Source organism: Candidatus Tisiphia endosymbiont of Nemotelus uliginosus, assembly GCF_964264755.1.
GTDB lineage: Bacteria > Pseudomonadota > Alphaproteobacteria > Rickettsiales > Rickettsiaceae > Tisiphia.
In genome coordinates this window covers 305,806-331,725 of the sequence record NZ_OZ183481.1, presented here as the reverse complement: position 1 = coordinate 331,725, position 25,920 = coordinate 305,806, and the positions used below count along the sequence as shown (strand labels likewise).

Genomic DNA, 25,920 nt, shown 5'->3' with positions numbered 1-25,920 from the left:
ATATCTTAATCTATTTTTCTTTTGCCCATAAATCCATATCATATTGTTTACAATACTCAAACATAGATACAGTATTAGGATGATTTATGCCAAACTCCTTGACTTGCGGTTTACCAAAAAATTTATAACTAAATAAGTTTTTTGCTTTACATGCAGCTTTAGCTCCTTGACTATATAAATAACTAACATATGCCATATTTTTACGATTATCTCTATATAAGTAATAATATATGGTATAAGCTTTATTATAGGATTCTATTGCTGATTTTATATTATCTTGGGTAAATAGAATATCACCTTGCACTACATACATAGCAGCTAAATCTGGATCTTCCAAATAATCTGCATTTTTGGGGTTTCTACGCTCATCGACTAAAAATATGGAGATAGCCTTGTTAACATGTTCTGAGGCTTGATTTAGCATGCCTAATCCTAATTCACTTCTTGCCATTACACTATAAATACAACCAAGTGCTTCAGTATCTTTGCAATGTTTACATAAATTATACAATTTCTTAGCTTGCTCATATGCTTCTTGGTATTTTCCAAGATAATTTAATATTTCTATTTTAAGTGTATAAAGAGGTATAAAAAATAGATCATCAGGACTTAGACCATTTTTAATAAAATTTTCTATAGTTTTACTATTTTGTTCTAATGACTCAGTATACTTTCCTTGTATAAATAATAACTGTGCTTTAAGTATATGTATATAGCTTAGTTCACTTTGATCCATTAAACCTTCATTAGACATTTTTTCCATAATTTGAATGTTTTTTTCGGCTTCTTGAACCTGCCCTAAAATAATATTACATATTGCTAAATTATAGAATAAAGTCCATTTGTAAGATTCATAACCTGCAACATTCTCAAATATTTCTTGGCCTCTTATAAAACATTCTCTTGCCGCCCTATAATTAGAATAACTTATATGATAAAGACCTATTGTCTGCATATACCTTATATATGCATATTTTTCATCATTATTCATTAACCATAATTTAAATTTTCCTTCCTGATCGGCTTTATTAAACCAAATAGCCTTCTTTGCTACAATAGAATAATTAAGAGAATTATGATGTTGAACCATTATTTGCAAATTAAGAGCCATAATTTTATATATATTTATATTATACTTTTCTGAATTTCTTAAAATTATTTCAAAATTTTCTTGTATAGTTTTAGCATTTCTAAAAATACGAGCTTTTACTGCATTCTTTGGTATATAATTCATTAATTTGGTAATAATATCCTCTAAATAAGATTTATTATTCCTGCTACCATTAATCTCTGCTATTTTTTGGACTATAATATCATGCGTTTCAAAGATCGGATTAGCTTCCTGTGGGTCAATATTAGATATTAAGGCAAATTTAGACAATTCATAAATATCATTATTCAATGTACGTTGATCATCAGTAATAAAACTTAGTAATTCTTTTGAAAAACCTTGATTATTTATTAAGGCGATTTTATTTAGTAAATTTCTAGCACTTGGTTTTAATTGATTGATAGTTAATATAATGTTCGATTTAATTCTATCTGTTGATTGTTGAATTTTTTTCTTATATTCGGCTTTATCTAAACCTTTTACATTATTTAATAATTGTATCCCTTGTACTGTCATGATAGGATAACCAGCAAATTCTTCGCTCAAGAATTCTACTACCTTTGGATCATTATTTTCTAAAATATTGTTAGCAAGAATACTGACGTCGTTTTTTGCAAGGGCAGTCATTTTGACTATATTCGGTAATATTTCACTATCTTGGGAACAAAATATAACATGCCCATTATTTTCCCAATCAACAAATTCCTGAACTTTCTTATTTTCACTTACCTTCAGATTATCAAATATTATTAACCATTTATCTTGACTCGATAAATAGTTCATTATTTCTTTTCGTACTAATACAATATCTTCTGGTATTAGAGTAGATTTAGTAGAGTTATTAACTGTACTATTAATAGCTTTGGCTAGCTTTAGTAGTTCTTGATTAATATCTAAATTACAATCAATAAACCAAATAAGTTTATAGTTATTTTGATTTTCATAACAATACATTCTAGCAAGTTGGGTTTTTCCCATGCCGCTGGTGCCTATAATACTTGCTTGTCGATATTTAGTTAAGTTGTTTGTAAGCAAAGCTAGTTGTTTGACATGATCGACAAAATAAGTAACTGGTGCAACAAAATTAGATAGCTGGTTAGCTATTTGATTCTGGGCAAATGAATTAAGAGGCATTATTAATAATATTAATATTATTAAATATCTATAGTCAATTGATGAGAAATTGGGGACGTTGTCGATCAATGCTCGCCTATTAATTATAGGCGTCGCTCCATCTCTCCTAGCCCCAAATTCTCCTGAATTGACTATATATATAAAATCTAGTTTCCTTTTGCCCATAAATCCATATCATATTGTTTACAATACTCAAACATAGATACAGTATTAGGATGATTTATGCCAAACTCCTTGACTTGCGGTTTACCAAAAAATTTATAACTAAATAAATTTTTTGCTTTACATGCAGCTTTAGCTCCTTGGCTATATAAATAACTAACCTGAGCTACATTTTTACGATTATCCCTATATAAGTAATAATATATGGTATAAGCTTTATTATAGGACTCTATTGCTTCTTTTATTTTATCTTGAGCAAATAAAATATCACCTTGCACTACATAGCTTGCTGCTAGCTCTGAATCTTCCGAATAATCTGCATTTTTAGTATTCCTACGTTCATCGGCTAAAAATATGGAGATAGCCTGGTTAACATGCTCTGAAGCTTGATCTAGCATGCCTAATCCTAACTCACTTCTTGCCATTATACTATAAATACAACCAAGTGCTTCAGGAGTTTTGCAATGTTTACATAAATTAAGTAATTTTTTAGTTTGAGCATATGCTTGTTGGTATTCTTCAAAATAATTTAATATTTCTATTTTAATTAGATAATGAGGCATAAGCAATAGATCATCAGGATTTAGCCCATTTTTAATGAATGTTTCTATAGATTTATTATCTTGCTCTAATGATTCAGTATATTTCCCTTGTACAAATAATAACCTTGCCTTAGCCCCATGTATATAACCTAGGTCACTTTTATCAATCAAGCCTTCATTAAACATTTTTTCTATAATTTGAATGTTTTTTCTGCTTCTTGAACCCGTCCTAACATAATATTACATATTGCTAAATTATGAAATAAAGTCCATTTGTATGACTCATAACCTTGCAAATTATTAGATATTTCTTGTGATCTTACAAAATATTTTATTGCCATCCTATGATTAGAATTCACACTATGATACACAGCTGCTCCTTGTAGGTACTTCGCATATGCATATTTCTCATCATTATTCATCAACCATAATTTAAACTTACCAGTACCTTGTTGATCATTTTTATTAAACCAATTAACTAATCTTTCTGCATTACGGTAATCGAAATAAGTAGTATATTGCGGCATTAGTTGTATATTTAGTTGCAGAAGTTTATATATATTTGAATTATATTTTTCAGCATTTCTAGCAAGTATTTCAAGATTTTCATATATCGTTTTCGATTTTCTGAAAATCTGGGATTTTATAATGCTCTTTGGTATACAACTCATTAATTGAGTAATAATATCCTCTAAATAAATTTTATTATTCTGATTACCATTAATTTCAGTTATTTTTTGAGCAACAACATCGTGCATTTCAAAGACAGGGTTAGTTTCATGTGAGTCAATGTTAGATATTAAGGCAAATTTAGACAATTGATAAATATCATCATTTATGGTACTTTGATCATCCGTAATAAAACTGAGTAAGTCTTTTGAAAAACCTTGATTATTTATTAAAGCTATTTTATTTAATAATTTTCTAGCATTTGGTTTTAATTCATTGATAATTAACATAATGTTCAATTGAATTCTATCTGTTGATTGTTGAATTTTTTCCTTATACCCAGCTTTATCTAAACCTTTTACATTATTTAATAATTGTACCCCTTGTACTATCATGATAGGATACCCAGCAAATTCTTCGCTCAAGAATTCTACTACCTTTGGATCATTATTTTCTAAAATATTGTTAACAAGAATACTAACGTCACTTTTTGCAAAGGCAGTCATCTTGACTATATTCGGTAATATTTCACTATCTTGGGAACAAAATATAACATGTCCATTATTTTCCCACTCAACAAACTCTTGAACTTTCTTATTTTGACCTACCTTTAGATTATCAAATATTAGTAACCATTTATCTTGATTTGATAAATAATTCATTAGTTCTTTTCGGACTAATCTTATATCTTCTGATATTAGATTAGATTTAGTAGAGTTATTAGCCGTACTATTAATAGCTTTTGCTAGCTTTAGTAGTTCTTGATTAATATCTAAATTACAGTCAATAAACCAAATAAGTTTATAGTTATTTTGATTTTCATAACAATACATTCTAGCAAGTTGGGTTTTCCCCATGCCGCTGGTGCCTATAATACTTGCTTGTCGATATTTAATTAAATTATTCTTAAGCAGATTTAATTGTTTGACATGATTGACAAAATAAGTAACTGGTGCAACAAAATTAGATAGCTGGTTAGCTATTTGATTCTGGGCAAATGAATTAAGAGGCATTATTAATAATATTAATATTATTAAATATCTATATATAAAATCTAGTTTCCTTTTGCCCATAAATCCATATCATATTGTTTACAATACTCAAACATAGATGTAGTATTTGGGTGATTTATGCCAAACTCCTTGACTTGCGGTTTACCAAAAAATTTATAACTAAATAAATTTTTTGCTTTACATGCAGCTTTAGCTCCTTGGCTATATAAATAACTAACCTGAGCTACATTTTTACGATTATCCCTATATAAGTAATAATATATGGTATAAGCTTTATTATAGGACTCTATTGCTTCTTTTATTTTATCTTGAGCAAATAAAATATCACCCTGTATTACATAACTAGCAGCTAAATTTGGATCTTCTGAATAATCTGCATCTTTGGGATTCCTACGTTCATCAGCTAAAAATATAGAGATAGATTGGTTAATATGCTCTAAGGCTTGGTCTAGTTTACCCAATCCTAATTCACTTTTTGCCATTTGACTATAAATAGTACTAAATATTATTTCAAAAGACTCTGTTTTGTATGTTTTAAACAAACAATATATTTGTTTAACTTGATCATATGCTTTTTGGTATTCTTCGAGATAATTTAATATTTCTACTTTAAATAGGTAAGGTTTTACAAGCAATAGGTCATTTGGACTTAATCCATTTTTAATTAACGTTTCTACAATTGTAGTAATATGTTCTAGTGATTCAATATATTTTCCTTGTACACATAATAATTTTGCCTTAGAAGTTTGTATATAGCCTATGTCACTTTTATCTATTAAACCTTTATTAAACATCTGTTCTATAATTTTAATATTTTCTTCTGCTTCTTGAACCTGTCCTAATGCAACATTACATATTAGTAAATTATAAAATACAATCCATGTGAAAGATTCATAACCTTTCATATTATCAAGTATTTCTTTCGTTCTTATAAAATATTTTATTGCCGTACTATAATGTAAATGTGTACTGTGATACACACCTATTGCTTGTATGTACCTTGCATACATATATTTTTCATCATTATTCATCAACCATAATTTAAACTTGCCAGTACCCTGTTGATCATTTGTATTGAACCAGTTAACTAATTTTTCTGCGTTATGGTAATCGAAAGAATTAATATACTGTGCTATTAGTTGCATATTCAGATGCATAATTTTACATATATTAACGTTATACTTCTCAGCATTCCTAGCAAGGATTTCAAAATTTTCATGCATAGTTTTCGCTTTTCTAAAAATTTGGCCTTTGATAATGCTCTTTGGTACGTAATTCATTAATTTAGTAACTATATCTTCTAAATAAGCTTTATTATTAATACTTCCATTAATTTCAGTTATTTTTTGAGCAACAACATCGTGCATTTCAAAGACAGGGTTAGTTTCATGTGAGTCAATGTTAGATATTAAGGCAAATTTAGACAATTGATAAATATCATCATTTATGGTACTTTGATCATCCGTAATAAAACTGAGTAAGTCTTTTGAAAAACCTTGATTATTTATTAAAGCTATTTTATTTAATAATTTTCTAGCATTTGGTTTTAATTCATTGATAATTAACATAATGTTCAATTGAATTCTATCTGTTGATTGTTGAATTCTTTCCTTATATTTGGCTTTATCTAAACCTTTTACATTATTTAATAATTGTACCCCTTGTACTATCATGATAAGGTAACCAGCAAATTCTTTGCTCAAAAATTCTGCTGATTGGGGATCGTTATGTTCTAAAATATTGTTAACCAGAATACTAACGTCACTTTTTGCAAAGGCAGTCATCTTGACTATATTCGGTAATATTTCACTATCTTGGGAACAAAATATAACATGTCCATTATTTTCCCACTCAACAAACTCTTGAACTTTCTTATTTTGACCTACCTTTAGATTATCAAATATCAATAACCATTTATCTTGATTCGATAAATGGTTCATTAGTTCTTTTCGGATTAATCTTATATCTTCTGATATTAGATTAGATTTAGTAGAGTTATTAGCCGTACTATTAATAGCTTTTGCTAGCTTTAGTAGTTCTTGATTAATATCTAAATTACAGTCAATAAACCAAATAAGTTTATAGTTATTTTGATTTTCATAACAATACATTCTAGCAAGTTGGGTTTTTCCCATGCCGCTGGTGCCTATAATACTTGCTTGTCGATATTTAATTAAATTATTCTTAAGTAGATTTAATTGTTTAACATGATTGACAAAATAAGTAACTGGTGCAACAAAATTAGATATTTGTTGTTGAGCAAATGAATTATGCGGCAATATTAATAATATTAATATTATTAAATATTTATTCATTTTTTATTCCTAGTGAATGGTTTCAGGAAAATTACATTACTATTTGTTATCTTTGGTTTATTCATTCATATTTTTTCTCATCTCAATTTATTTAACTATATTCTTCAACTATTGTCAATTATTGATTTTATAGCAGTATATCCCAGAATAGTTTAGAAGTCGTAGGAAAAACAACCATCGTTATTGCAAGATCACGTAGTGGTCGTGGCAATCCCTTAACTATTTGCCCAAAGCTTCTTCAAGTAATTTTTCTTGCTGCTCATTATGTATGTTCAGTGCACCAACGGCAGGTGAAGCAGATTCATTTCTACCAACATATTTAAATTGATTATTAATTGACATATCTTTTAGGGTGTCATTTAAGTGGTCTTTAATGAAATTCCACGCTCCCATATTTTTAGATTCTTCTTGACACCAAATAAACTCCTTAGCCTTATTATATTTACCTAATATTTTAATGATAACATCTTTTTCAAACGGATATAATTGTTCAACTCTAATAATTACCATATCTGAAATAGTTTTTGCTTCTCTTTTTTCTAATAAATCATAGTATACCTTGCCACTACATAATATAACTCGTGTTACTTCCTTGGCATTTATCGTCTCATTAATTTCGTCTAGTACAGGGGCAAAGCTTGTATTCTCATCAATATGCGATAGAGGGGATACAGCCATTTTATGTCTTAATAAAGATTTTGGTGACATTACTATTAGTGGTTTACGAATATTACTGTATATTTGACGACGTAATAAATGAAAAAATGAGGCTGGTGTCGTAGGATAGGTAACTTGAATATTATCTTCAGCAGCAAGCTGTAAAAATCTCTCAAATCTTGCAGAACTATGCTCTGGACCTTGCCCTTCCAATCCGTGTGGTAGTAGCACTACTATACCACTCATTCTGAGCCATTTGTTTTCACTACTGGAAATGAATTGGTCAAAAATTATTTGAGCTCCATTAGCGAAATCGCCAAACTGAGCTTCCCAAATTACTAAATTTTTTGGATTAACTAATGAATAGCCATACTCAAAACCTAAAACTGCATATTCAGATAAATTACTGTTAGCAATTTCAAAGTTTGCTTGGCTTTGTGATAAATTATTTAATGGTGTATAGGTACTATTATCTACCTGACTATGCAATACTGCATGACGGTGAGAGAAAGTGCCACGCTCAGAATCCTGACCAGTAAAACGTATTCTGGTACCTGAATTTAATAGACTGGCAAATGCTAATTGCTCTGCAGTTGCCCAATCGATCGGTTTATCTTGCTTTAAAATATTTGCTCTTAATTCAAATAATTTTACAAGTTTAGGATTTAAAGGGAAATCTTTTGGTATTTGGCAAAGTTTTATACCAAGCCCTTTTAAAGTATTTTTACTAACACCAGTAGAGAGTATTTTAGCATTTGACCTAGTGTAACCAGACCATAACCCCTCTAAGTACTGAGCTTGTGTTTGATAATTTTTAGCATATTCATATTCTTGATCTAATTTTAGTTTAAATTGTTCTTTTAACGTAGGAAAATGATTTTGGTCAATTATTCCTTCTGCCATCAGTTCATTGGCAAAAACTGTTGCTGGGGATTGTTTATTTTTTATTACATTATACATAGCACCTTGAGTATACATAGGCTCATCACCTTCATTATGACCGTATTTACGATAGCATACGATCTCAATGACTATATCTCTAGCAAATTTATGTCGGTAATTCACTGCCATATTAGTAGCTTTGAGTACAGCTTGAATATTATCACCATTTACATGTAAAATTGGACTATTAATTATTTTAGCAAATTCAGTAGAATATCTACTTGGTCTGGTATCATAACTATTTGTTGTAAAGCCAAGCTGATTATTAATAACAAAGTGAATAGTTCCGCCAACATGATAAGCCTTTAAATTCGACATAAATAAACTTTCAGCTACTACACCTTGACCACAAAAAGCAGTATCACCATGCACTAAAATACCCATTACTTTTTGACGATTAACATCTTGAATGCTGTCTTGTTTTGCTCGTACTTTACCAGCTACCACTGAGTTTATCGCTTCTAAATGCGAAGGATTATCTGCCATAGAGAGGTGAACCTTAGATTGGCCTCTTATTCGATCTGACGAATAGCCAATATGATATTTTACATCACTCGAAATACCTAAATCATTTGACAAGATACTGCCAGTCATAAATCCAGATAGAATAGCTTTATAAGGTTTAGTCATTACCTTAGTTAAGGTGCTAAGTCTTCCTCGATGTGCCATACCTATTACGACATCTTCTACTCCATGAACAATAGACATATCTATAGCTTTATCTATAGCTACTACAGCTGCCTCTCCCCCCTCTACTGAGAAACGCTTTGCCCCAGGAAATTTTGTGTGTAGATATTGTTCAAATCCTTCAATTTCTACTAAATCTTGTAGTATATCCTTCTTATCTTGTTTTAGCAGAAAGTCTAATGTATTAAGAGCTTGGGCGTTACTTTCCATTTGTTCACAAAGCCAGGTTTTTTCATCTTCATTGGTCAGATGATCAAACTCTATAGCAATATCTTTAGCATAAGTTTGATCGAGCAAATTAACCAGTTCACTAACTGTGCATGATTTTATTCCAAAAAATTGATCATCAATTTCTATAATATTATTCAACTGATCTTTAGTAAAACCAAAATCTTCTATATTAAGCTTCAACTGACTTTTTGTTTTAAGAGCTTCAAGATTCAATGGATCTAGTTTTACTAAATAATGTCCATATTTGCGATAGCTGGCAATCAGCATTTTTACTCTAAGTTTGTTAGTAACAGTAGAAAAATCCGTATCAAGCCCCTCCCCTCTTTCACAAGGCGAAGTGATAATATGAGCAATGCTTTTTGTAACCTGATGGCTATTATTATTTTCAATATTTTGGAAATAATTTTGCCAGCTTTTATCAACTGCTGTATTATCTGATAAATATAGTTGATATAATTCTTCTATAAAGATAGCATTGCTACCAAATAAAAAGCTGGTTTGTTTAAAGTTTTTGTCCATAACTTCTTATTCCTGATTAGGTTATGTTTATAAACATAGCAGATTTTTTTGCTCCACTAATAGCTGTGTTCATTTTTTTTTTACAATATTGCTTATTTTTTTCATTGACCATTATTGCTAATAAAAGACTTATAGGCACATACGTCATTGCGAGCCACCGTAGGTGGCGTGGCAATCGATTTTTAATCATTTCTGGATTGCTTCGTCGACCTTACGGTCTCTTCGCAATGACGGTTTCTCAATTATTGTTTTCTTAAACTTATATCTGACGCTTATACGTCATTGCGAGCGAATGTACGTGAGCGTGGCAATCCACGAAGCTTGTTATATTGCTTCGTCGGTTCATGCCCATAGTACTCTACAATTTTTATTCTATAAGTATTAAACAGCATAAAAACGTCATTGCGAGGAGGCGTAAGCCTACGAAGCAATCCATATAGTTTTGATGTATCTATACTAATTCTCATGGATTGCTTCGTCGCTACTAAAGTAGCTCCTCGCAATGACGCTTAGCAGTAAGCTTTTTTACTCATCATAAGGAAATAAATAAAAAATTGTAGAGTACTATGGCTCATGCCTCTTTGCCACGACAGCAAATTTGCTGTACCCTTTTGCTCATAGTAGAATCACCAAACTTTAAATTGTCAATTGATGATTGTTCCAAAGCATGCACCAATAACATATTATTTGCTATGTCAAGCGTTACAGTTCCTGGCGTAAGGGTAATAGAATTAGCATATACTACAAGACTAGTATCGTTTTTTTGCTCTGAATCAATCCACTCAAAAACTGGTTGCAAGTTAAGATTCTTCCGCCATATAATCTTCATTACCCCTAAGCTAGATAGCAGTATTTCTTTAATTAGCCAAGTAAAATATAGTATAGAATGATAATTTAAATAAACCCTACGGGGCATTAAATTGAGTTTTATCGCAAAAAGATAAGTTATACTGACAATAATCGAGGAAATCAACAACGTAAAAACATCTGTAGGTAAGCCTGTTAGACCAAATAATATCAATAACAACATAATTAAAGTAAAGATTTTAGTGGGCATCATATCCTTTTCCACCTCTAACAGTTGATGTAAATGGTAGAAAGATCATTACCATAAAAAACAACGCACTTATAATACCAAATATGCTATTTATCGCAATGACAAATGCTTCCTTATTTATATTATTGGCTAATAAAAAATATGATACTTTTTCTGGCTCAACCACTTTGCCATCTAATAATTGTCCTATAAACTGTAACTTCATTAGAGCGGAAGGTGAAGTGGATGAAATATTCTCATTTAGATATTGACTAAAAATCTTAGTTTTATCTGTAAGAAGAGTGCTAATAATTGCAATACCAACGGCTCCTCCAAGATTACGAGTAAGATTATATAAACCACTAGCATTTCCTATCTTGTCTTTACTCATACTCCCTAAAGCAAGATTATTGGTAGGTAAAAAGCAAAACATCATCGCCAATCCTCTAATAAATTGCGGTAAAAAAAACTCAACAAATTTAGCATCAGCTGTTAAAAAACTATTTAAATAGCATCCTAAACTAAACATAGCAAGACCAATGGTCAGCATAATTCTTAAATCTATTCCGGAACCCAGCATCCTTCCGGCAAGTGGAGCCGATAGAAATTGCCCGATACCCGTAATCATCATAGTAAAACCAATTTGTACAGTATTAAAACCAGCTATGGTAAATAAAAATAAAGGTAATAAATATACTGCACCGTAGAGTCCTATACCTATAACAAAAGAATACACACAACCAAAAGTAAAATTCTTGTTAACAAAAACTGTTAAATCTAAGATTGGATTAAAAAATGTTAGTTCTCTAATAACTAACGTAATGAACCCAACAGCAGTCAGGATGATAAGGAATAATATTAAGCTATTCTCTGTCCAACCTTTTTTATTTCCTTCTTCTAAAACATATTGCAAAGAAGCAAGAGTAATAGTCAGCAAAATAATACCGAGAAAATCAAAATTCTTAAGCAAATCGTAATTAGGTTGGTCAAAATCAGCATATAAATATACGATCACACAAACAAAAATACCAGGTATTACATTGAGTAAAAACATAAAATGCAAAGATAAATATTCAGTAATGTAGCCTCCAAGTGTTGGGGCCATCGTTACGATTAGTACTACTATCACTGTAACTGCTGGACGTTTTTCAACAGAAAAAATTATAAATATTGTACTAAAGACTGTTGGTATCATTGCTCCACCAAAAAATCCTTGTAAAGCTCTAAAAATAATCATTGTTTCTATGTTGGTTGCCAATGAACATAGAATGCTCATAACAGTAAAACCTAAAGCAGCAATAAAATAAGAAATTCTAGTAGAAAGAAGTCTAGCGGTAAAACCAGTTATTGGGATTATAATCACTTCCGCTATAAGATATGACGTTTGAACCCAGGATAATTCATCGCTAGAAGCAGAAAGCCCCGCGGCAATAACTGATAAAGAACTGGCAACAATTTGAATATCCAATATTGCCATAAACATTCCGACTGTCATTGCAAAAAATGCAAGTAGCTGCTTGTTTGATAATGGGGGAGAAGGAATAGCTTGTTGTGTGAGCATTAGCTAGTTGATTGAAGGAATTAAACACATACCAATTATAGCATAGTATGTATATCACAAAATTAACAATTTTACAAGTATAAAGACTTAAAAAAATATATATTTTAGTGAAATTACTAGTAGGAACTAATAGAATAGATTATAATTAATACATAGTGTATAAAATAACTAATTGGTTATAATATGTCCAAGAAAAATACAAAATCTAATTCTTTGAGTAATAAAATACAAAATATTAATGAAGAATTTGAAAAAGTATCTGACGATTTAGATAGAGAATTATCTAAAGTCGAAAAAGTGGCGGACGTATTCAATGATTCATTAGATAGAATTGCTGGTTCTGTTTCTGAGCAGGAAGTAGATAAATTAATAGAGGAAATGCAGTCTGAAGTTAATTTAGATAAGAAAAGTGCGGCATTAGGGAAACAAAAAGATCAAGAATTAGAGGCTAGACTTAAAGCTATAAGAGATCCAAGACCTACAAAAGAAGCGTTAAAAAATCCTGCACCAGTACCAACTGTCGAAGAATTAGAGGCTAGGCTTAAAAAGTTAAAAGATTCAACACCAACTGTTGAAAAACCAAAAAAGAAAGTTGAGAAATTAAAAGACAATGAGACTAAACAACCTCAGCCGATAAAACCAACAACGAAAGTAGTTGATAAAGTAGCTGCCCGTCCAAAGGATAATAAGTTAGAGACTAATTCTCCTGCAACATCGCCAGAGCCATTAGTTAAAGAACCGTCTAAATCCGATAAGAGTGATAGAGATACCTTACAACCATCAATGACAAAATCTAAGCAAACAGGTTGGTTTGCAAAAATTGTAAGTGCTATTATAGATGTTATTGTTGATAATATTAAAGGACTCCTTGGTAATCCACAAATTCAAGACTCTTCTAAGCAGCAGAACCAACAAATGACATTAGAGAAAATGCAAGCAGATGTTAAGAAGCTAAATGAACCATTAGTAGCACTTAAAAAGGTACAAGCATTAAGAAAGCAAGAATTAAAGACAAAAGAAATAAGGCGGAATGTGCAAAAGGTTAGACAGAGTTTGCAAAAGGTTAGACAGAGTTTGCAAAAGGTTAGACCAGGAAAAGCACTACCTAGCACTCCAGCAAAATTACCAGCAAAACCACTAATAACTAGGCAAAAGCCTGGTAATAGTAGATAAACTCCTTTCCTGCAGTCTGCGATAACTAATTAATTCTATATTTGGCTCTTTTTGGCTGTGAATAAACGTGATTTTCTTGAAACAGGTAAACTATTCTTCAAAAATCATATTTATTCTCGCCGAAAAATATCTCAAAATATAATTAATTAGTTATTGCAGGCAGCTTCCTAGAATACTTTCTGTATGGACCTACCCGATAATGCAAGAAAAAATAATATATAACGACCACTACGTGGTCTCGCAATGACGTTTTTATGCTGTTGTAATACTTTATAGAATAAAAATTGTGGGTGCTATGAGCGGCTCCTCGCTAATAGACGCTTGGCGAATAGATTTTTTACTTATCATAAGAAAATAGTAAAAAAACCGTGAACGCTCACATTTTTTATTGCTTAAAGGTAAGTAAAACTTTATATTTATATAATATTTGTGTTTTAATTTAACTTAAAAAGTATATCCAGACTTATGCATACTATCATTATCATTCTAGTTTCATTATTGTTGATATCATGCTCAGAAGAAAGTGATACATCTAATAATAAAAACAAGTTAGCTGATAATAAGGTAGAGGTAAGTCAGGAAAAAGCACCGCCGGAAGAAAATGATGACAACCCTGCTAATGATAAATTAGATATAATAGTAGATAATCAGAAAGTAGACCAGCAAGACCCTACGACTTTAACTGACAAGGAGGAGTCTTTAGGGACAACAAATAATTCTGCAAAAGCTGAATCTGCTGATGTAAAAACTGATGTACAGGTTGCTAGCATACAACATATGCCTTATAAGCCAACGTTCAATGTTAGCCAAAATGATATAGTTCTTGGTAATGTCAAGGCAAATGTAGTAGTAGTTGAGTATTATTCTCCAACCTGTCCGCATTGTGCTTATTACCATGACACAATTTTACCGAAACTTAAAGAGAAATATATTGACCCTAATAAAATTGCTTACATAATTCGTGAATTTATTGGTAATAAACAGGATTTAGATGCAGCAATTTTACAGCGCTGTCAAAATAATACAGATAGTTTTCTTAAATTCCAAAGTGTAATACTATCGCAACAAGATAAATGGGGAAGCAGTAATAGATATCGTGAATTGCTAACAAATATAGCTCAAATTGGCGGAATGTCAGCAGAAACTTATGCTAAATGTCTTAATAATAACCAGATTGTTGAAATATTACTTGCCAATACTAACCTTGCTGCTAGTGTCCCAAATTTTGTTGGTACACCTGCATTCTTTGTTAATGGCATACAGACCAGCGGCTATGATTTACAAACTCTCTCTAAGACAATTGATAAAGCATTAGAAAACTCTACTACTCACCCTATACCTAAATGATAGAAATGTATACATGTGGAACAAAAAAAATTAGAAGAATTAAAAGATATCCAAGAAAGAGTTAAGAAACTTAAAACAAATAATCCTCGATGTCCTAAGCTTAATCCAGAAAAACAAATTGATGCGTTTGCTATTGCATTAGATCTAGTTTCTAGCGTGATGTTGGGGTTAATTGTTGGTTTTACATTAGATAAATTGTTTCATTCTAAGCCATTTTGTGTTATAATATTCTTATTGATAGGCATGCTTGCAGGTTTTAGAATAATTTGGCAAAAATTAAATATTAAGAAATAATGTCCCATAGTCCTTTAGATCAATTTGCAATAAAGAAACTAGTAGAAATCAACTTATTTGGTTTTGATATTAGTTTTACCAATTCCAGTTTGTATATGGTACTTGCTGGGGTTATAGCTCTGTTGTATTTTTATTTAGCTTTAAAATCAGAAAAAATTATTCCGTCTAGATTACAGCTTAGTGCTGAAATAATTTATGATATAATTACAGTGACGTTAAGTCAAAATGTTGGAGAGAAGGGGCGTAAGTTCATACCATTCATTTTCACCTTGTTTATGTTTATTTTATTATGTAATTTGCTCGGAATGATCCCTTATGGATTCACTGTTACTAGCCATATAGTAGTAACGTTTGCCTTAGCAATTATGATATTTTTTATGGTAACAATTATTGGTTTTATTAATCATGGTCTGCATTTTTTATCAATATTTTTACCTAAAGGTACACCCCTGTGGTTAGCTCCGCTGATGATCGTAATAGAATTATTTGCATATTTAGCAAGACCCATAAGTTTATCTTTAAGATTAGCGGCTAACATGATGGCAGGACATGTATTATTAAAGGTGATGGCAGGATTTATAGTTTCATTAATGATTTTCCTTAAATTCTTACCAATCCCCCTAATTGTTATCCTTATTGGATTTGAAATTTTTATAGCAATACTTCAAGCTTATATATTTACAATTCTTGCTTGTGTATATTTGAATGATGCTGTAAATTCACATTAGAAATTTTTATTAGGAGTTTATATAATATGGACATAACGTCTCTAAAATTTATTGGTGTAGGTCTTATGGCTATTGGTATGCTAGGTGCTGCCATTGGTGTAGGTAATATATTCAGTGCATTGCTAACTTCAATTGCTCGTAACCCTTCAGCTGCTGAACAATTACAAAAAGTAGCATTAATTGGTGCAGGACTTACCGAGGCTATGGGTTTATTCTCATTTGTAATTGCAATTTTGCTAATATTTATTTAAGAACTATGCCTCAGTTTGACGTTGTTTTTTATTGTTCGCAAATCTTTTGGTTGGTAGTTGCTTTCAGTTTCTTATATCTTCTAGTTCATAAGTTCATCGTACCGTTAACTGAAAAAATTCTTAGGAATAGGAAAGATTATATAGATACTAATGTTGCTAGTACAGAAGAACTTGCAGCAAAAGCTGATAGTCTGCATAAGCAATGTGCTAGTAAGCTGGAAGAAACATTAAATATCGTAGAAAATATTAAGAAAGAAGCTAAAGATGCGATGGAAGCTGCTTTTTTGTCAAAAAAAAAGCAGCTCCATAATGAATTGAAAGTACAAATTGAAAATAATCGTCATGACATAGAAACAATTAATAAATCGTTTTGGCTTGATGAAAATGATGCATGTGTCAATTTAGCAAAATTATTAATTCAAAAAATTACTAATCAACAGGTTGATATAGAATTACTAAAAAAGTCTTACAAAAAGATAAAATAATGGAATAAAATGATACAATTATTTGACGAAAGATTTTGGCTGGCTATTTGTTTCCTAATTTTTGTATATTTAGTCTATAGACCAATAAAAAATATAATTTTAAAATCGTTAGATGACAAAATTATTGCTATCAAAAACCAAGTCTTAGAAGCCCAAAAGCTTAATGAAGATATGAACTTATTATTTGAAGATGCTGTAAAGCAAACACAACAGATTGAGGTTCTAAGAGAAGAAATGCTCAGAGATGGCAAAGAAACTGCCAATAATCTAATTGAACAACAAAACGCAGAAATTGATAAGTTTCTAGAAAGCAAGAAACTCGAGACTATAGATTTAATGAATAGGCAAAAACTAGAAGCTTCTCAAATGCTGCAGTCTGAGTTTTGCGATAAAATGGTAGAATTGGTAGCTACATATATGCAATCTACAAAAAATAATAGTATGTCAGATAGTGAAATAGCCAAAAATCTCATGGAAAATTTACCTTCTGAGAAATTTGTAAGAGGTTGAGATTTGAACTTACAAACCAGCAATTATAAGTGATCGTTCACGGAAAAAAAGCTAAAGTGCAAGAGGTCTAATCTAATTATATGCGGATTGCCACGACCTACTTGCGTGGTCTCGAATGGCATGTATGCAGCCCAAGTGTCATTGCGAGAAGCTACTTTAGTAGCGACAAAGCAATCCATATAGTCTAGATACATCAAGACTATATGGATTGCTTCGTCGGCTCACGCCTCCTCGCAATCTGATGTATCCCCACGAAATTGTTGCAAAATAATGCGAGTTGCCAATTAATTGATTTTAGTAAACCCTAGACTTCACAAGGTTTGAAGAACATTTAATCAGGTCAAAAAATGCAATAAATTCTCAAAATTAGAAATTTTTTAAAATACATAGCGTTTTGATTATACTTTCGACGTGTCAAATAGTTCGTAAACTGCTTGACATCTAGGTTTCATGTAGCAACAATTTCGTGGGGATACATCAGCTCGCAATGACGTTTTTATGCTGTTTAATACTTATAGAATAAAAATTGTAGGGGTATTATGGACAACGTCCCCAACTTCTCATCAATTGACTATATCTATAGCAACTAATTCATTGAACTTATACTAAAGAAAATTTAGAAAAAATTATTTTCTTTTGTCTTGATTTCTTGCCCACTATACTTTAAATTATCTCTAACTAAATGGGTTTTTAATATATGAGCAATCATCATTCAGTAGAATCTTCTAATAAGAGTGTAACTAAGAAATCTTATAATCTGTATTTTGCAGGTCCATTATTTACTAATAAGGATCTTATAGGTAATTTATATTTAGCTTCTGCCATAGAGGAGGCATCTAGTGGTAAGTATAAATTTATACTACCTCAAAATTTAGAGCAAAGGGATACCCATGCTAAACACATAAAAAATAATGATTTAAAAGCTATAAAAGAAGCTGATGGAGGCATATTTAGTTTTGACGGTACAGACCCAGATTCTGGTACAATAGTAGAATTTATTCAAAGTAAATTTTTAGATAAACCTGCAGTATTATATAGAAGTGATATTAGGTTGGGGGGAGATCAGAAAAGGACTCAGGGTAATCCTTGGAATCTGATGATGTCAAATTATCCGCGTGCTAAAGTTGTTATAATTGAAGATATAGTGATAAAATATCAAGACTTCCATAAGCAGCATTCAGGTGATGTACACAGTATATCAAAAGCATTATCTCTTCTTATAGCTCAGCCTATTATTAAGGCATTAGATGAAGTATTTGCTACACTGCCGTTAGTGTTGCCTGATAACTTAGATAAGAAAATGCTAGATAAGCACTTTCATATACTTAATGATTTAGATACACACTAGGAGCCTGTCGGAGAATAGAGAATTTACCCTAAATACGGTCAATTTTTATTCTTCGACAACCTCCTAGAACAAATATTTCCCTAATACTGATATATTAATTCAGGGGAATTTGGTGCTAGGAACGATGGAGCTACGCCTATAAGTAATAGGCGAGCGACGAGTGACGACGTCACCAACTTCCCATCAATTGACTATAACACTGAAATCATTCTTCCTCTCCTTAAGTCTGAATAACATAAGTAATATAGTCAATTCAGAAGAATTTGTGACTAGGAGCGATACCTATAAGTAATAGGCGAGCATTGAGCGACGAAGTCACCAACTTCTCATCAATTGACTAATGGATAAAACAATTAAATTAAGTAAATATGACAAAAAAATATAATATCGCAGTGGTTGGGGCAACAGGTAATGTTGGGCGAGAAACTCTAGAAATTTTATTTGAGAGAAGTTTGCCAATTAATAATATCTATGCTATAGCATCGAGTGAATCTAATGGTAAAGAGGTTAGTTTTGGAGATGGTACTATAAAAATAGCTGATATAGATAGTGTAGATTTTAGTAAAATTGATATTGCTTTTTTTTCAGCCGGATCAGAAATATCAAAGAAATATATACCCATGGTTACCAAGCAAGGCTGTGTAGTTATCGATAAATCATCATTTTTCAGACTTGATCCTGATGTTCCTTTGATAGTTCCAGAAGCTAATCTGGCTAGCCTAAAAGATTATACTATTAAAAATATTATAGCTAATCCGAATTGCTGTACTGTTCCTATAGCTACCGCGTTAAAGCCTTTGGATAATGCCGTAAAGATTAAGAGACTGGTTATATCAACCTATCAGTCAGCTTCCGGAGCAGGCAAAAAAGGAATGGAAGAACTGTATGAACAAACCAAGGCAAAATATGTTTTTAAGGACATTGAACCTAAAGTTTTTCCACATCAAATAGCTTTTAATTTATTCCCGCATATAGGTAGCTTTAATAAAGATGGTTCTACTAGTGAAGAATCTAAGATCGCCCTGGAATTAGAAAAAATTATAGGAACACATGCTAAAGCTAGTGTAACTTGTGTTAGAGTACCGGTGTTTGTTGGTCATGCTATTTCAGTTAATGTTGAATTTAGTGGGGCAATAAATGCGGAAGAAGTAAAAGAGATTCTTAAAGAATCAGACTCTATTGAGGTTAATTGTCATTTATATCCAATACAATATGTCACTCCCAAAGATGTAGTAGGTACGGATATGGTCTATGTCTCACGAATTAGACAAGATCATAGTCAAAAAAACACCATTAATTTATGGATTACAGCTGATAATTTACGTAAAGGAGCAGCTTTAAATGCTGTGCATATTGCTGAAGAGCTAATCAAGTATATTTGACAAATAATCAGAATAAATTGTGGATAACTTTGTGGGTAAATAAAAAATACTTATTTTGGGTAACTATGCTAAGGTCAGTTTTATATGTTATTGATAGCCAAGATATGTTGCCATAATTGCTTAAAGTATATATTAAAGCTCGTTAACATTTTAATTAAAAATATATAAAAAGTCAATATAAATTTCTAACTTTTACTTAGTGCATAACTTTTTTGGTGTATAATTAAATTAATTAATCAATAATAAAGTAATGAGACAAATACAAATAATTTCCGTTGGTAAACTTAATAATTATTATCAGCCAATTGCCAGAGATTATCAAAAATTGATAAAATATAATATAAAATCCACAGAAATTTGTTATTCAAAAAAATTACCAGCTGAACAAATCAAACAATTTGAAGGTAAATTAATTAATGAATTTTTAGAAGAAAAATCCTGTAAAATAGTACTAAACATTATTGGTAATAGTTATAATAGTCATGAATTTACAAAATTAATAACAAATAATTTGCAATCAGGTAAAAATATACAATTTATTATTGGTGGTGCATTCGGTTTAGATAAATCGATTCTTGAACAAGCAAATATCCATCTTAGCCTTTCAAAAATGACTATGCCCCATCAAATGGCAAAAATAATATTATTAGAACAAATATATCGGACTCAGACCATAATAGAAAACCATCCATATCATAAATAGGTATACTACTCTATGAAATTTAACAATTATCTTTTACATATTAGGCTCCTAACAATTCATACAATCTTCCTACCAGTTATTTTTATGTCCTTATCAGCATTTGCTAATTCAGAGTTCAACAAGAATAATGCAGAATTTATTAGTTTATTGAAAGATACAAAAATTACTGTTGTTGCTCCTGCTTCAGGAGTCAGCAATGAAATATTATCTAATTTGAGAAATATTACTTCGTTAAAACTAAATATTCCAAATGATTGCTTTAAAGGAAAAAGCCTATTCCATTCTTCCGATGATCAAACAAGATTATTATGTTTGGAAAAGGCCTTAACTGATCAATCAAATAACGTAATATGGGCTCTTCGTGGGGGATATGGTTCAGCTAAATTAATTCCTGACTTACAACGCTTAAAGAAACCGATAAAGGAAAAGTTTTTTATAGGATTCAGTGATATGACAGCTTTACATATTTTCTTTTCGCAAGAATGGGGTTGGAAGACAATTCATGGTAATGGTATCGTTGAAATACTTAAGCCAACTAAAGATCGTCAAAATTTTATAAAAATAGCAAAAATAATTTCTGGTAAAGAAACTCAAGCTAAAATTAAAGGATTATCAGCACTTAACCTTGCGGCAAAATCCAGTAAAATCGTTACAGGTAATCTTACGGGCGGTAATCTAAGCATTGTGCAAACATCTATAGGTACATCATGGCAAATAAAAACGGCAAATAAGATACTTTTCTTGGAAGATGTTGATACAAAGCCATACCAAATAGATCGTATATTATATCATTTAAAACAAGCAGGGCTGTTAGAACGAGTAAACGCTATAATATTTGGAACTTGTGGAAATGATAACGAGACCATGATTAGGACTCTTACTGATTTTGCAGCTACCTTAAAAATCCCAATATTTAAGACCAATAGATTCGGTCATGAACGAGTTAATGATCCAATTATCTACAACACTGATACAAAAATTATTGTTACTGATGGTAATCAGTTTGAATTAATAATGCAATGCTATTAAATAACCTCAACATAGTTGATCCATTTTTGGTCGTTTTTTTGGATTGCTTCGTTGCTACTAAAGTAGCTTTTCGTAATGACGCATAGGCGTTAGTTTAAGGAGAAAAGAAAACATGCTATAAACCGCATATCTGAAAGTTGAAGACCTGTTTTTTCTCCTGGATTTTTGAGCAAATTTTTGCAATTTTAGTAAAAATTTCTCAAGGCTTTTAACTAAACCTTTTATTAAATCATTATAAATTCTTCCTATTATCTCCTTACAATAGCTCATAGCCTTGTATAAGCTTATTTCATTTTTATTAGCCTTAGTAATATCACATTGTAGATTTTTACTTAATAACCTGTAGGTAGCTTATAATTTCATCTAGCACCATTTCTGCTACTCTTATAAAGCTCAGCTAGTCCTCGATTTAGCTTTATTTCACTAGGGTATGTCGTCACGAGATTGTGATTGCATAATTTTATGTGATTTGTTATTATAATTGTAGTAATAAAAATAGGCGATAAGAAGCAATGAGTTTAGCACATAGAAGACATGATATAAGCGATGAGCTTTGGAATAAGATAGAAAGTAATTTACCTGGTCAGAAAGGTTGTTGGGGAGGTATTGCAAGAGACAATAGAACTTTTATAAATGCAGTGATGTGGATATTTAGAACGGGAGCTCCATGGAGAGATTTGCCTCCTGATTATGGCAATTGGAAGAATGTACACAGAAGATTCTGTAGATGGCGTGATAATGGGATATGGGAGAATTTGCTAAATATTTTTATAAATGCTCCTGATTTTGAATGGTTAATGATAGATTCTACATTTGTAAAAACTCACAAAGCAGGACTTGGAGCGAAAGGCGGGAATCAAACGGTTAGTCGCACAAAAGGGGGCTCAATACAAAGGTACATATGGCCGTGGATGCGTATGGTATGCCGGTCAGAATTATTGTTACAGAAGGTTCCAGAAATGATTGTACTCAAGCTTGTGAGTTAATCCAGAATATGGAGGCACAACATCTTATGGCTGATAAAGCTTACGATACAAACGCCATAATAGAATCGGCTGTGAATGCAAACATAATTCCTGTAATACCATCAAAAAGAAACAGGAAGATTCAAAGAGAGATAGATAAATATCTATATAAGCTAAGGCACATTATTGAAAATACATTTCAAAAATTTAAAGAATGGCGTGGTATAGCAACAAGATATGCTAAAAATACAAAATCATACATGGCGGGTCTTTGTTTAAGGGCTTTACTAATGTGGGCTCAAATCTCGTGACGACATACCCTAGAATCCACTATTATTTGTTTTTATAAAAAAGTAAAAAAGATAATTGCTGACGCCTATGCACAATGACGGAGGAACTATCTAGATTTTGTTCACAGTCTAGAAAATAGAAAACTCTCAAGTAAAAATGATCTTTTTTCTTGGAGGTATATAAACAGTTCTATCTTGGTCATTTATAGTGTGGTCATGCTGCATCTTTTCCATGACACCAATAAAATAATTACCATAAGGTATTAACTTTACTATTGCCCAACCATCCTTAATAAATTGAGTAATTTTTTCTAAGTCAGACTTATTTTCAGAGAAAGATATAATTTTTTGAGGAGGCGTTACCCTTATCATAACATTATTTTTTATTAAATTTTCATAAAAATGCATGTTTTACCTACGACTCACATTTAACTGTAAAAAAGGTACGTAGGCGAATATCCTCGCAGGTATATTTGCGGTATCAATTCTTCAAAGCAGGAGAGTATACATATTTATTAAGTAATTGCAATTACTTAATCTTGGAATATTTATTATTATTCTTCTTCCATCTATTATGAAACCAGAACCATTGACCTGGGTTTTCTTTAACCCAATTACCTAAAATTTGGTTAATAGTAACCATTATGTTATAACAATCTGTTTGATTATTATTAGTTTTTTGTAATTTTATTGGCGGATGAATAATAATTTTAAAATAACTGTTATTACTATTAGTGCGAACCACTTGTAATGGTATAATTGGGTAGCTGAACTGTAAGGCAATTTTAGCAATTGCCTGAGCAGTCATGGCGGGCTGACCTAAAAGTGGCACTTCAATGCCATTATTCATTTTTTGATCTACCAGCATGGCAATGGAATACCCTGATTTGATGGCAGATATTAGCTCTCTTGCACCTTGTGCTCCTTTGGGAATTAGCTTTATATCATTACTTATACGCGTATCGTTAATTAGTTTGTCAACATAAGGATTATTTAATTTGCGGTAGATAATAGCAAATTTATGATAAAATTTATTGCTAATTTTAAGAGCAAAATCCCAATTAGCAAAATGTCCAGTAAAGAATAAGAATGGTTGCTGTGATTTCTGGAATTCTATTATATTCTCAAGACCACTTATCTCTATTCGTCTAGATAATTCTTCCTCTGACATCTTATTAACATATGGAAATTCTCCTATAAAACTGCCAAAATTATCCCATACTTGATTAACGATTGCTTGAGAATTTATGGATCCTTCATTTGTGTATAGATTATTGCCAAGAATATTTTGAATATTTTCTTTTGCAACTTTATTAACTGGTAACAAAGGACCTATTTTCCTTGCTAAGTATCGACAAATATTTACAGATTTGTCAATACCCAATGCCCCTAGTATTTTTAGTACTATTAAAACAAAAAAATATTCAAGTAAATATATAATATTTTTAAATAATTTTTTCATATATTAAATCTACTAATAATTGTTGATTATTTAATAATAAATGCACATCGCAACATATTACGGACAGATCAGTATCGCATATTCTTACGTAATCTTTTCTAGTGGTTATTAGCAGAGAGTTAGATTTTTTTGATTGTTCTTTTAAATATTCTAAATCTTCTGCAGAATATTGATGATGATCAGGGAAAATCTTATGACCGATTAACTGCAATCCATAATTTTCTAATGTAGAGAGAAACCTTTCAGGATTTCCTATACCACTAAAGGCAAAATAATTTTTTGTCTTGTCGATATTTATAGAGGGAACTATTTGAGCTTGTATACTCTTCTGCTTTGAGTATAGAAATGGATACTTCTTATATGAGAGAAAAGAATCAGAACCTACTGAAATAACTATATCAGCTTTGTCAATAGCTTGTTTGGGGTATTGACGCAGAGGACCAGCTGGAATTAAGAACCCATTGCCAAATAATCTATTAGCATCAACTGACAGAATAACAATATCCTTATGAAAATTAGGATTCTGCATCGAGTCATCTACTATAATCACCTTTGGCTTAATCCTTTCTATAAAAGGCTCTATATCTTGAATTTTCTTTGCGGCAATGACTTTACCATATTTTAACAGCATTACTGTTTCATCCCCGACATCTGCTACTGTATGGTGTGCTTCAACTAACAATGCTGCTTGAAGATTACTGCCATAACCTTTAGTGATAATTATAAAATCAATATTAATAGCTTTCAATAGTTGAGCAAGGAAGATTACTATTTGAGTTTTACCAGTACCCCCGATGCTTATATTACCAACGCAAATTACTTTACAAGGAAATATTATTGGCTGAGCTGTGATCCTTCGTAGATAACTAGCAAAAAGATATAACCAGCTTAATGGTAATAATAAATAGGCAATAATATTTTTACTTTGCCAAAATTTAGGGTAAATAAGCCTGATCATAGTTATTATAAGTAATATTGCTCAAAGTCATTGCAAGGAAGCCCATAGGTCAACGAAGCAATAAATTGCCATGGATTATACCTAAGGTAAATGGGTTAAGATAACTTCAAACCTATCATGGAAATTATCATAGTGCTAATAAAGAAAACTCGCATAGTAGAATATGGCTCATTAAAATACACTATTCCTACTATTACTGTTCCTACCGCTCCGATACCAGTCCATAGAAGATAAGCAGTACCAAGAGGTAGTTTATCCAGAGTTTTACTAAGACAAATAAAACTTAATATTGAAAAACCAATAAAAGCTATAATAGGTTTTATTTTGGTAAAACCATCTGACAATTTCAACGATATAGAAAAACCTATTTCAAATAATCCGGCAAATATAAGGAGAATCCAAGTTGCTAACATATT

General features: G+C 31.1%; 24 protein-coding genes. 12 read left to right on the top strand and 12 right to left on the bottom strand.

Annotated elements, in window-relative coordinates; all coding sequences use genetic code 11:
• Window positions 1–10 precede the first annotated feature (10 nt).
• From ACFELW_RS01700 to ACFELW_RS01665, 8 genes are all read right to left on the bottom strand, one after another.
• Window positions 11–2,410: a tetratricopeptide repeat protein gene (locus tag ACFELW_RS01700; RefSeq protein ID WP_375330241.1), complete on the bottom strand. Its 2,400-nt coding sequence runs from the start codon at window positions 2,408–2,410 to the stop codon at window positions 11–13.
• Window positions 2,392–3,135, bottom strand: a complete 744-nt coding sequence (locus tag ACFELW_RS01695) for a tetratricopeptide repeat protein (protein WP_375330240.1) — start codon at window positions 3,133–3,135, stop codon at window positions 2,392–2,394. Before ACFELW_RS01695 ends, ACFELW_RS01700 begins: the two co-directional genes overlap by 19 nt.
• Window positions 3,136–3,140: 5 nt before the next feature.
• Window positions 3,141–4,691: a hypothetical protein gene (locus ACFELW_RS01690; RefSeq protein ID WP_375330239.1), complete on the bottom strand. Its 1,551-nt coding sequence runs from the start codon at window positions 4,689–4,691 to the stop codon at window positions 3,141–3,143.
• Window positions 4,673–6,946 carry a tetratricopeptide repeat protein gene (locus ACFELW_RS01685; RefSeq protein WP_375330238.1) on the bottom strand — a complete coding sequence of 758 codons (2,274 nt, stop codon included), beginning with the start codon at window positions 6,944–6,946 and terminating at the stop codon, window positions 4,673–4,675. Before ACFELW_RS01685 ends, ACFELW_RS01690 begins: the two co-directional genes overlap by 19 nt.
• A gap of 219 nt (window positions 6,947–7,165) precedes the next feature.
• On the bottom strand, window positions 7,166–9,982 hold the full coding sequence (locus tag ACFELW_RS01680; RefSeq protein WP_375330237.1) for a 2-oxoglutarate dehydrogenase E1 component: 2,817 nt from the start codon (window positions 9,980–9,982) through the stop codon (window positions 7,166–7,168).
• A gap of 16 nt (window positions 9,983–9,998) precedes the next feature.
• Window positions 9,999–10,130 (bottom strand): hypothetical protein, encoded by a 132-nt coding sequence (locus ACFELW_RS01675; protein WP_375330236.1) that lies wholly within the window; start codon window positions 10,128–10,130, stop codon window positions 9,999–10,001.
• A 423-nt stretch (window positions 10,131–10,553) separates the two neighbouring features.
• The gene (locus tag ACFELW_RS01670; RefSeq protein WP_341759930.1) at window positions 10,554–11,012 is read right to left on the bottom strand and encodes a Na+/H+ antiporter subunit E; all 459 of its coding nucleotides are present in this window, start codon (window positions 11,010–11,012) and stop codon (window positions 10,554–10,556) included.
• A gap of 16 nt (window positions 11,013–11,028) precedes the next feature.
• A complete protein-coding gene (locus tag ACFELW_RS01665) occupies window positions 11,029–12,579 on the bottom strand; it encodes a DHA2 family efflux MFS transporter permease subunit (RefSeq protein WP_375330235.1) in 1,551 nt (516 codons plus the stop codon).
• 183 nt (window positions 12,580–12,762) lie between these two features.
• Between ACFELW_RS01665 and ACFELW_RS01660 the strand changes: the two genes are divergently transcribed.
• The 12 genes from ACFELW_RS01660 (at window position 12,763) to ACFELW_RS01600 (ending at window position 23,105) form a co-directional block, all read left to right on the top strand.
• Window positions 12,763–13,752, top strand: a complete 990-nt coding sequence (locus ACFELW_RS01660; protein ID WP_375330234.1) for a hypothetical protein — start codon at window positions 12,763–12,765, stop codon at window positions 13,750–13,752.
• A 465-nt stretch (window positions 13,753–14,217) separates the two neighbouring features.
• A complete protein-coding gene (locus ACFELW_RS01655; protein WP_341759730.1) occupies window positions 14,218–15,099 on the top strand; it encodes a DsbA family protein in 882 nt (293 codons plus the stop codon).
• 15 nt (window positions 15,100–15,114) lie between these two features.
• Window positions 15,115–15,393: an AtpZ/AtpI family protein gene (locus tag ACFELW_RS01650; RefSeq protein ID WP_375330233.1), complete on the top strand. Its 279-nt coding sequence runs from the start codon at window positions 15,115–15,117 to the stop codon at window positions 15,391–15,393.
• Window positions 15,393–16,121, top strand: coding sequence for a F0F1 ATP synthase subunit A (locus ACFELW_RS01645; RefSeq protein ID WP_341759728.1), 729 nt, complete (start codon window positions 15,393–15,395; stop codon window positions 16,119–16,121). The genes ACFELW_RS01650 and ACFELW_RS01645 overlap by 1 nt, the downstream gene beginning before the upstream one ends.
• 26 nt (window positions 16,122–16,147) lie before the next feature.
• A complete protein-coding gene (locus ACFELW_RS01640; RefSeq protein ID WP_341749928.1) occupies window positions 16,148–16,372 on the top strand; it encodes a F0F1 ATP synthase subunit C in 225 nt (74 codons plus the stop codon).
• 5 nt (window positions 16,373–16,377) lie between these two features.
• A complete protein-coding gene (locus tag ACFELW_RS01635) occupies window positions 16,378–16,857 on the top strand; it encodes an ATP F0F1 synthase subunit B' (RefSeq protein WP_341759727.1) in 480 nt (159 codons plus the stop codon).
• A gap of 9 nt (window positions 16,858–16,866) precedes the next feature.
• On the top strand, window positions 16,867–17,367 hold the full coding sequence (locus ACFELW_RS01630) for an ATP F0F1 synthase subunit B (RefSeq protein ID WP_341759726.1): 501 nt from the start codon (window positions 16,867–16,869) through the stop codon (window positions 17,365–17,367).
• Window positions 17,368–18,064: 697 nt separating this feature from the next.
• Window positions 18,065–18,715: a nucleoside 2-deoxyribosyltransferase gene (locus ACFELW_RS01625; RefSeq protein WP_375330232.1), complete on the top strand. Its 651-nt coding sequence runs from the start codon at window positions 18,065–18,067 to the stop codon at window positions 18,713–18,715.
• A gap of 368 nt (window positions 18,716–19,083) precedes the next feature.
• Window positions 19,084–20,097 carry an aspartate-semialdehyde dehydrogenase gene (asd, locus tag ACFELW_RS01615; protein ID WP_375330231.1) on the top strand — a complete coding sequence of 338 codons (1,014 nt, stop codon included), beginning with the start codon at window positions 19,084–19,086 and terminating at the stop codon, window positions 20,095–20,097.
• 250 nt (window positions 20,098–20,347) lie between these two features.
• Window positions 20,348–20,800: a 23S rRNA (pseudouridine(1915)-N(3))-methyltransferase RlmH gene (locus ACFELW_RS01610; RefSeq protein ID WP_341759724.1), complete on the top strand. Its 453-nt coding sequence runs from the start codon at window positions 20,348–20,350 to the stop codon at window positions 20,798–20,800.
• An 84-nt stretch (window positions 20,801–20,884) separates the two neighbouring features.
• Window positions 20,885–21,829 carry an LD-carboxypeptidase gene (locus tag ACFELW_RS01605; protein WP_375330230.1) on the top strand — a complete coding sequence of 315 codons (945 nt, stop codon included), beginning with the start codon at window positions 20,885–20,887 and terminating at the stop codon, window positions 21,827–21,829.
• Window positions 21,830–22,341: 512 nt separating this feature from the next.
• Window positions 22,342–23,105 (top strand): IS5 family transposase gene (locus ACFELW_RS01600; RefSeq protein ID WP_375329687.1). Its coding sequence is split into 2 segments (ribosomal slippage): window positions 22,342–22,699 and window positions 22,699–23,105, totalling 765 coding nucleotides; the frame shifts between segments, so codons are not numbered across the junction.
• A 126-nt stretch (window positions 23,106–23,231) separates the two neighbouring features.
• Here the strand turns inward: ACFELW_RS01600 and ACFELW_RS01595 are convergent.
• The 4 genes from ACFELW_RS01595 to ACFELW_RS01580 all read right to left on the bottom strand — a co-directional run bounded on the left by ACFELW_RS01595 (window position 23,232) and on the right by ACFELW_RS01580 (window position 25,917).
• Window positions 23,232–23,456, bottom strand: coding sequence for a DUF2674 domain-containing protein (locus ACFELW_RS01595; protein WP_341759927.1), 225 nt, complete (start codon window positions 23,454–23,456; stop codon window positions 23,232–23,234).
• A gap of 157 nt (window positions 23,457–23,613) precedes the next feature.
• On the bottom strand, window positions 23,614–24,546 hold the full coding sequence (locus ACFELW_RS01590; RefSeq protein ID WP_375330229.1) for a lipid A biosynthesis lauroyl acyltransferase: 933 nt from the start codon (window positions 24,544–24,546) through the stop codon (window positions 23,614–23,616).
• Complete coding sequence (gene lpxK / locus ACFELW_RS01585; protein WP_375330228.1) at window positions 24,530–25,504, bottom strand: tetraacyldisaccharide 4'-kinase; 975 nt, start codon at window positions 25,502–25,504, stop codon at window positions 24,530–24,532. The genes ACFELW_RS01590 and lpxK overlap by 17 nt, the downstream gene beginning before the upstream one ends.
• A gap of 95 nt (window positions 25,505–25,599) precedes the next feature.
• Complete coding sequence (locus tag ACFELW_RS01580) at window positions 25,600–25,917, bottom strand: DMT family transporter (protein WP_375330227.1); 318 nt, start codon at window positions 25,915–25,917, stop codon at window positions 25,600–25,602.
• Between the last annotated feature and the right edge of the window lie 3 nt (window positions 25,918–25,920).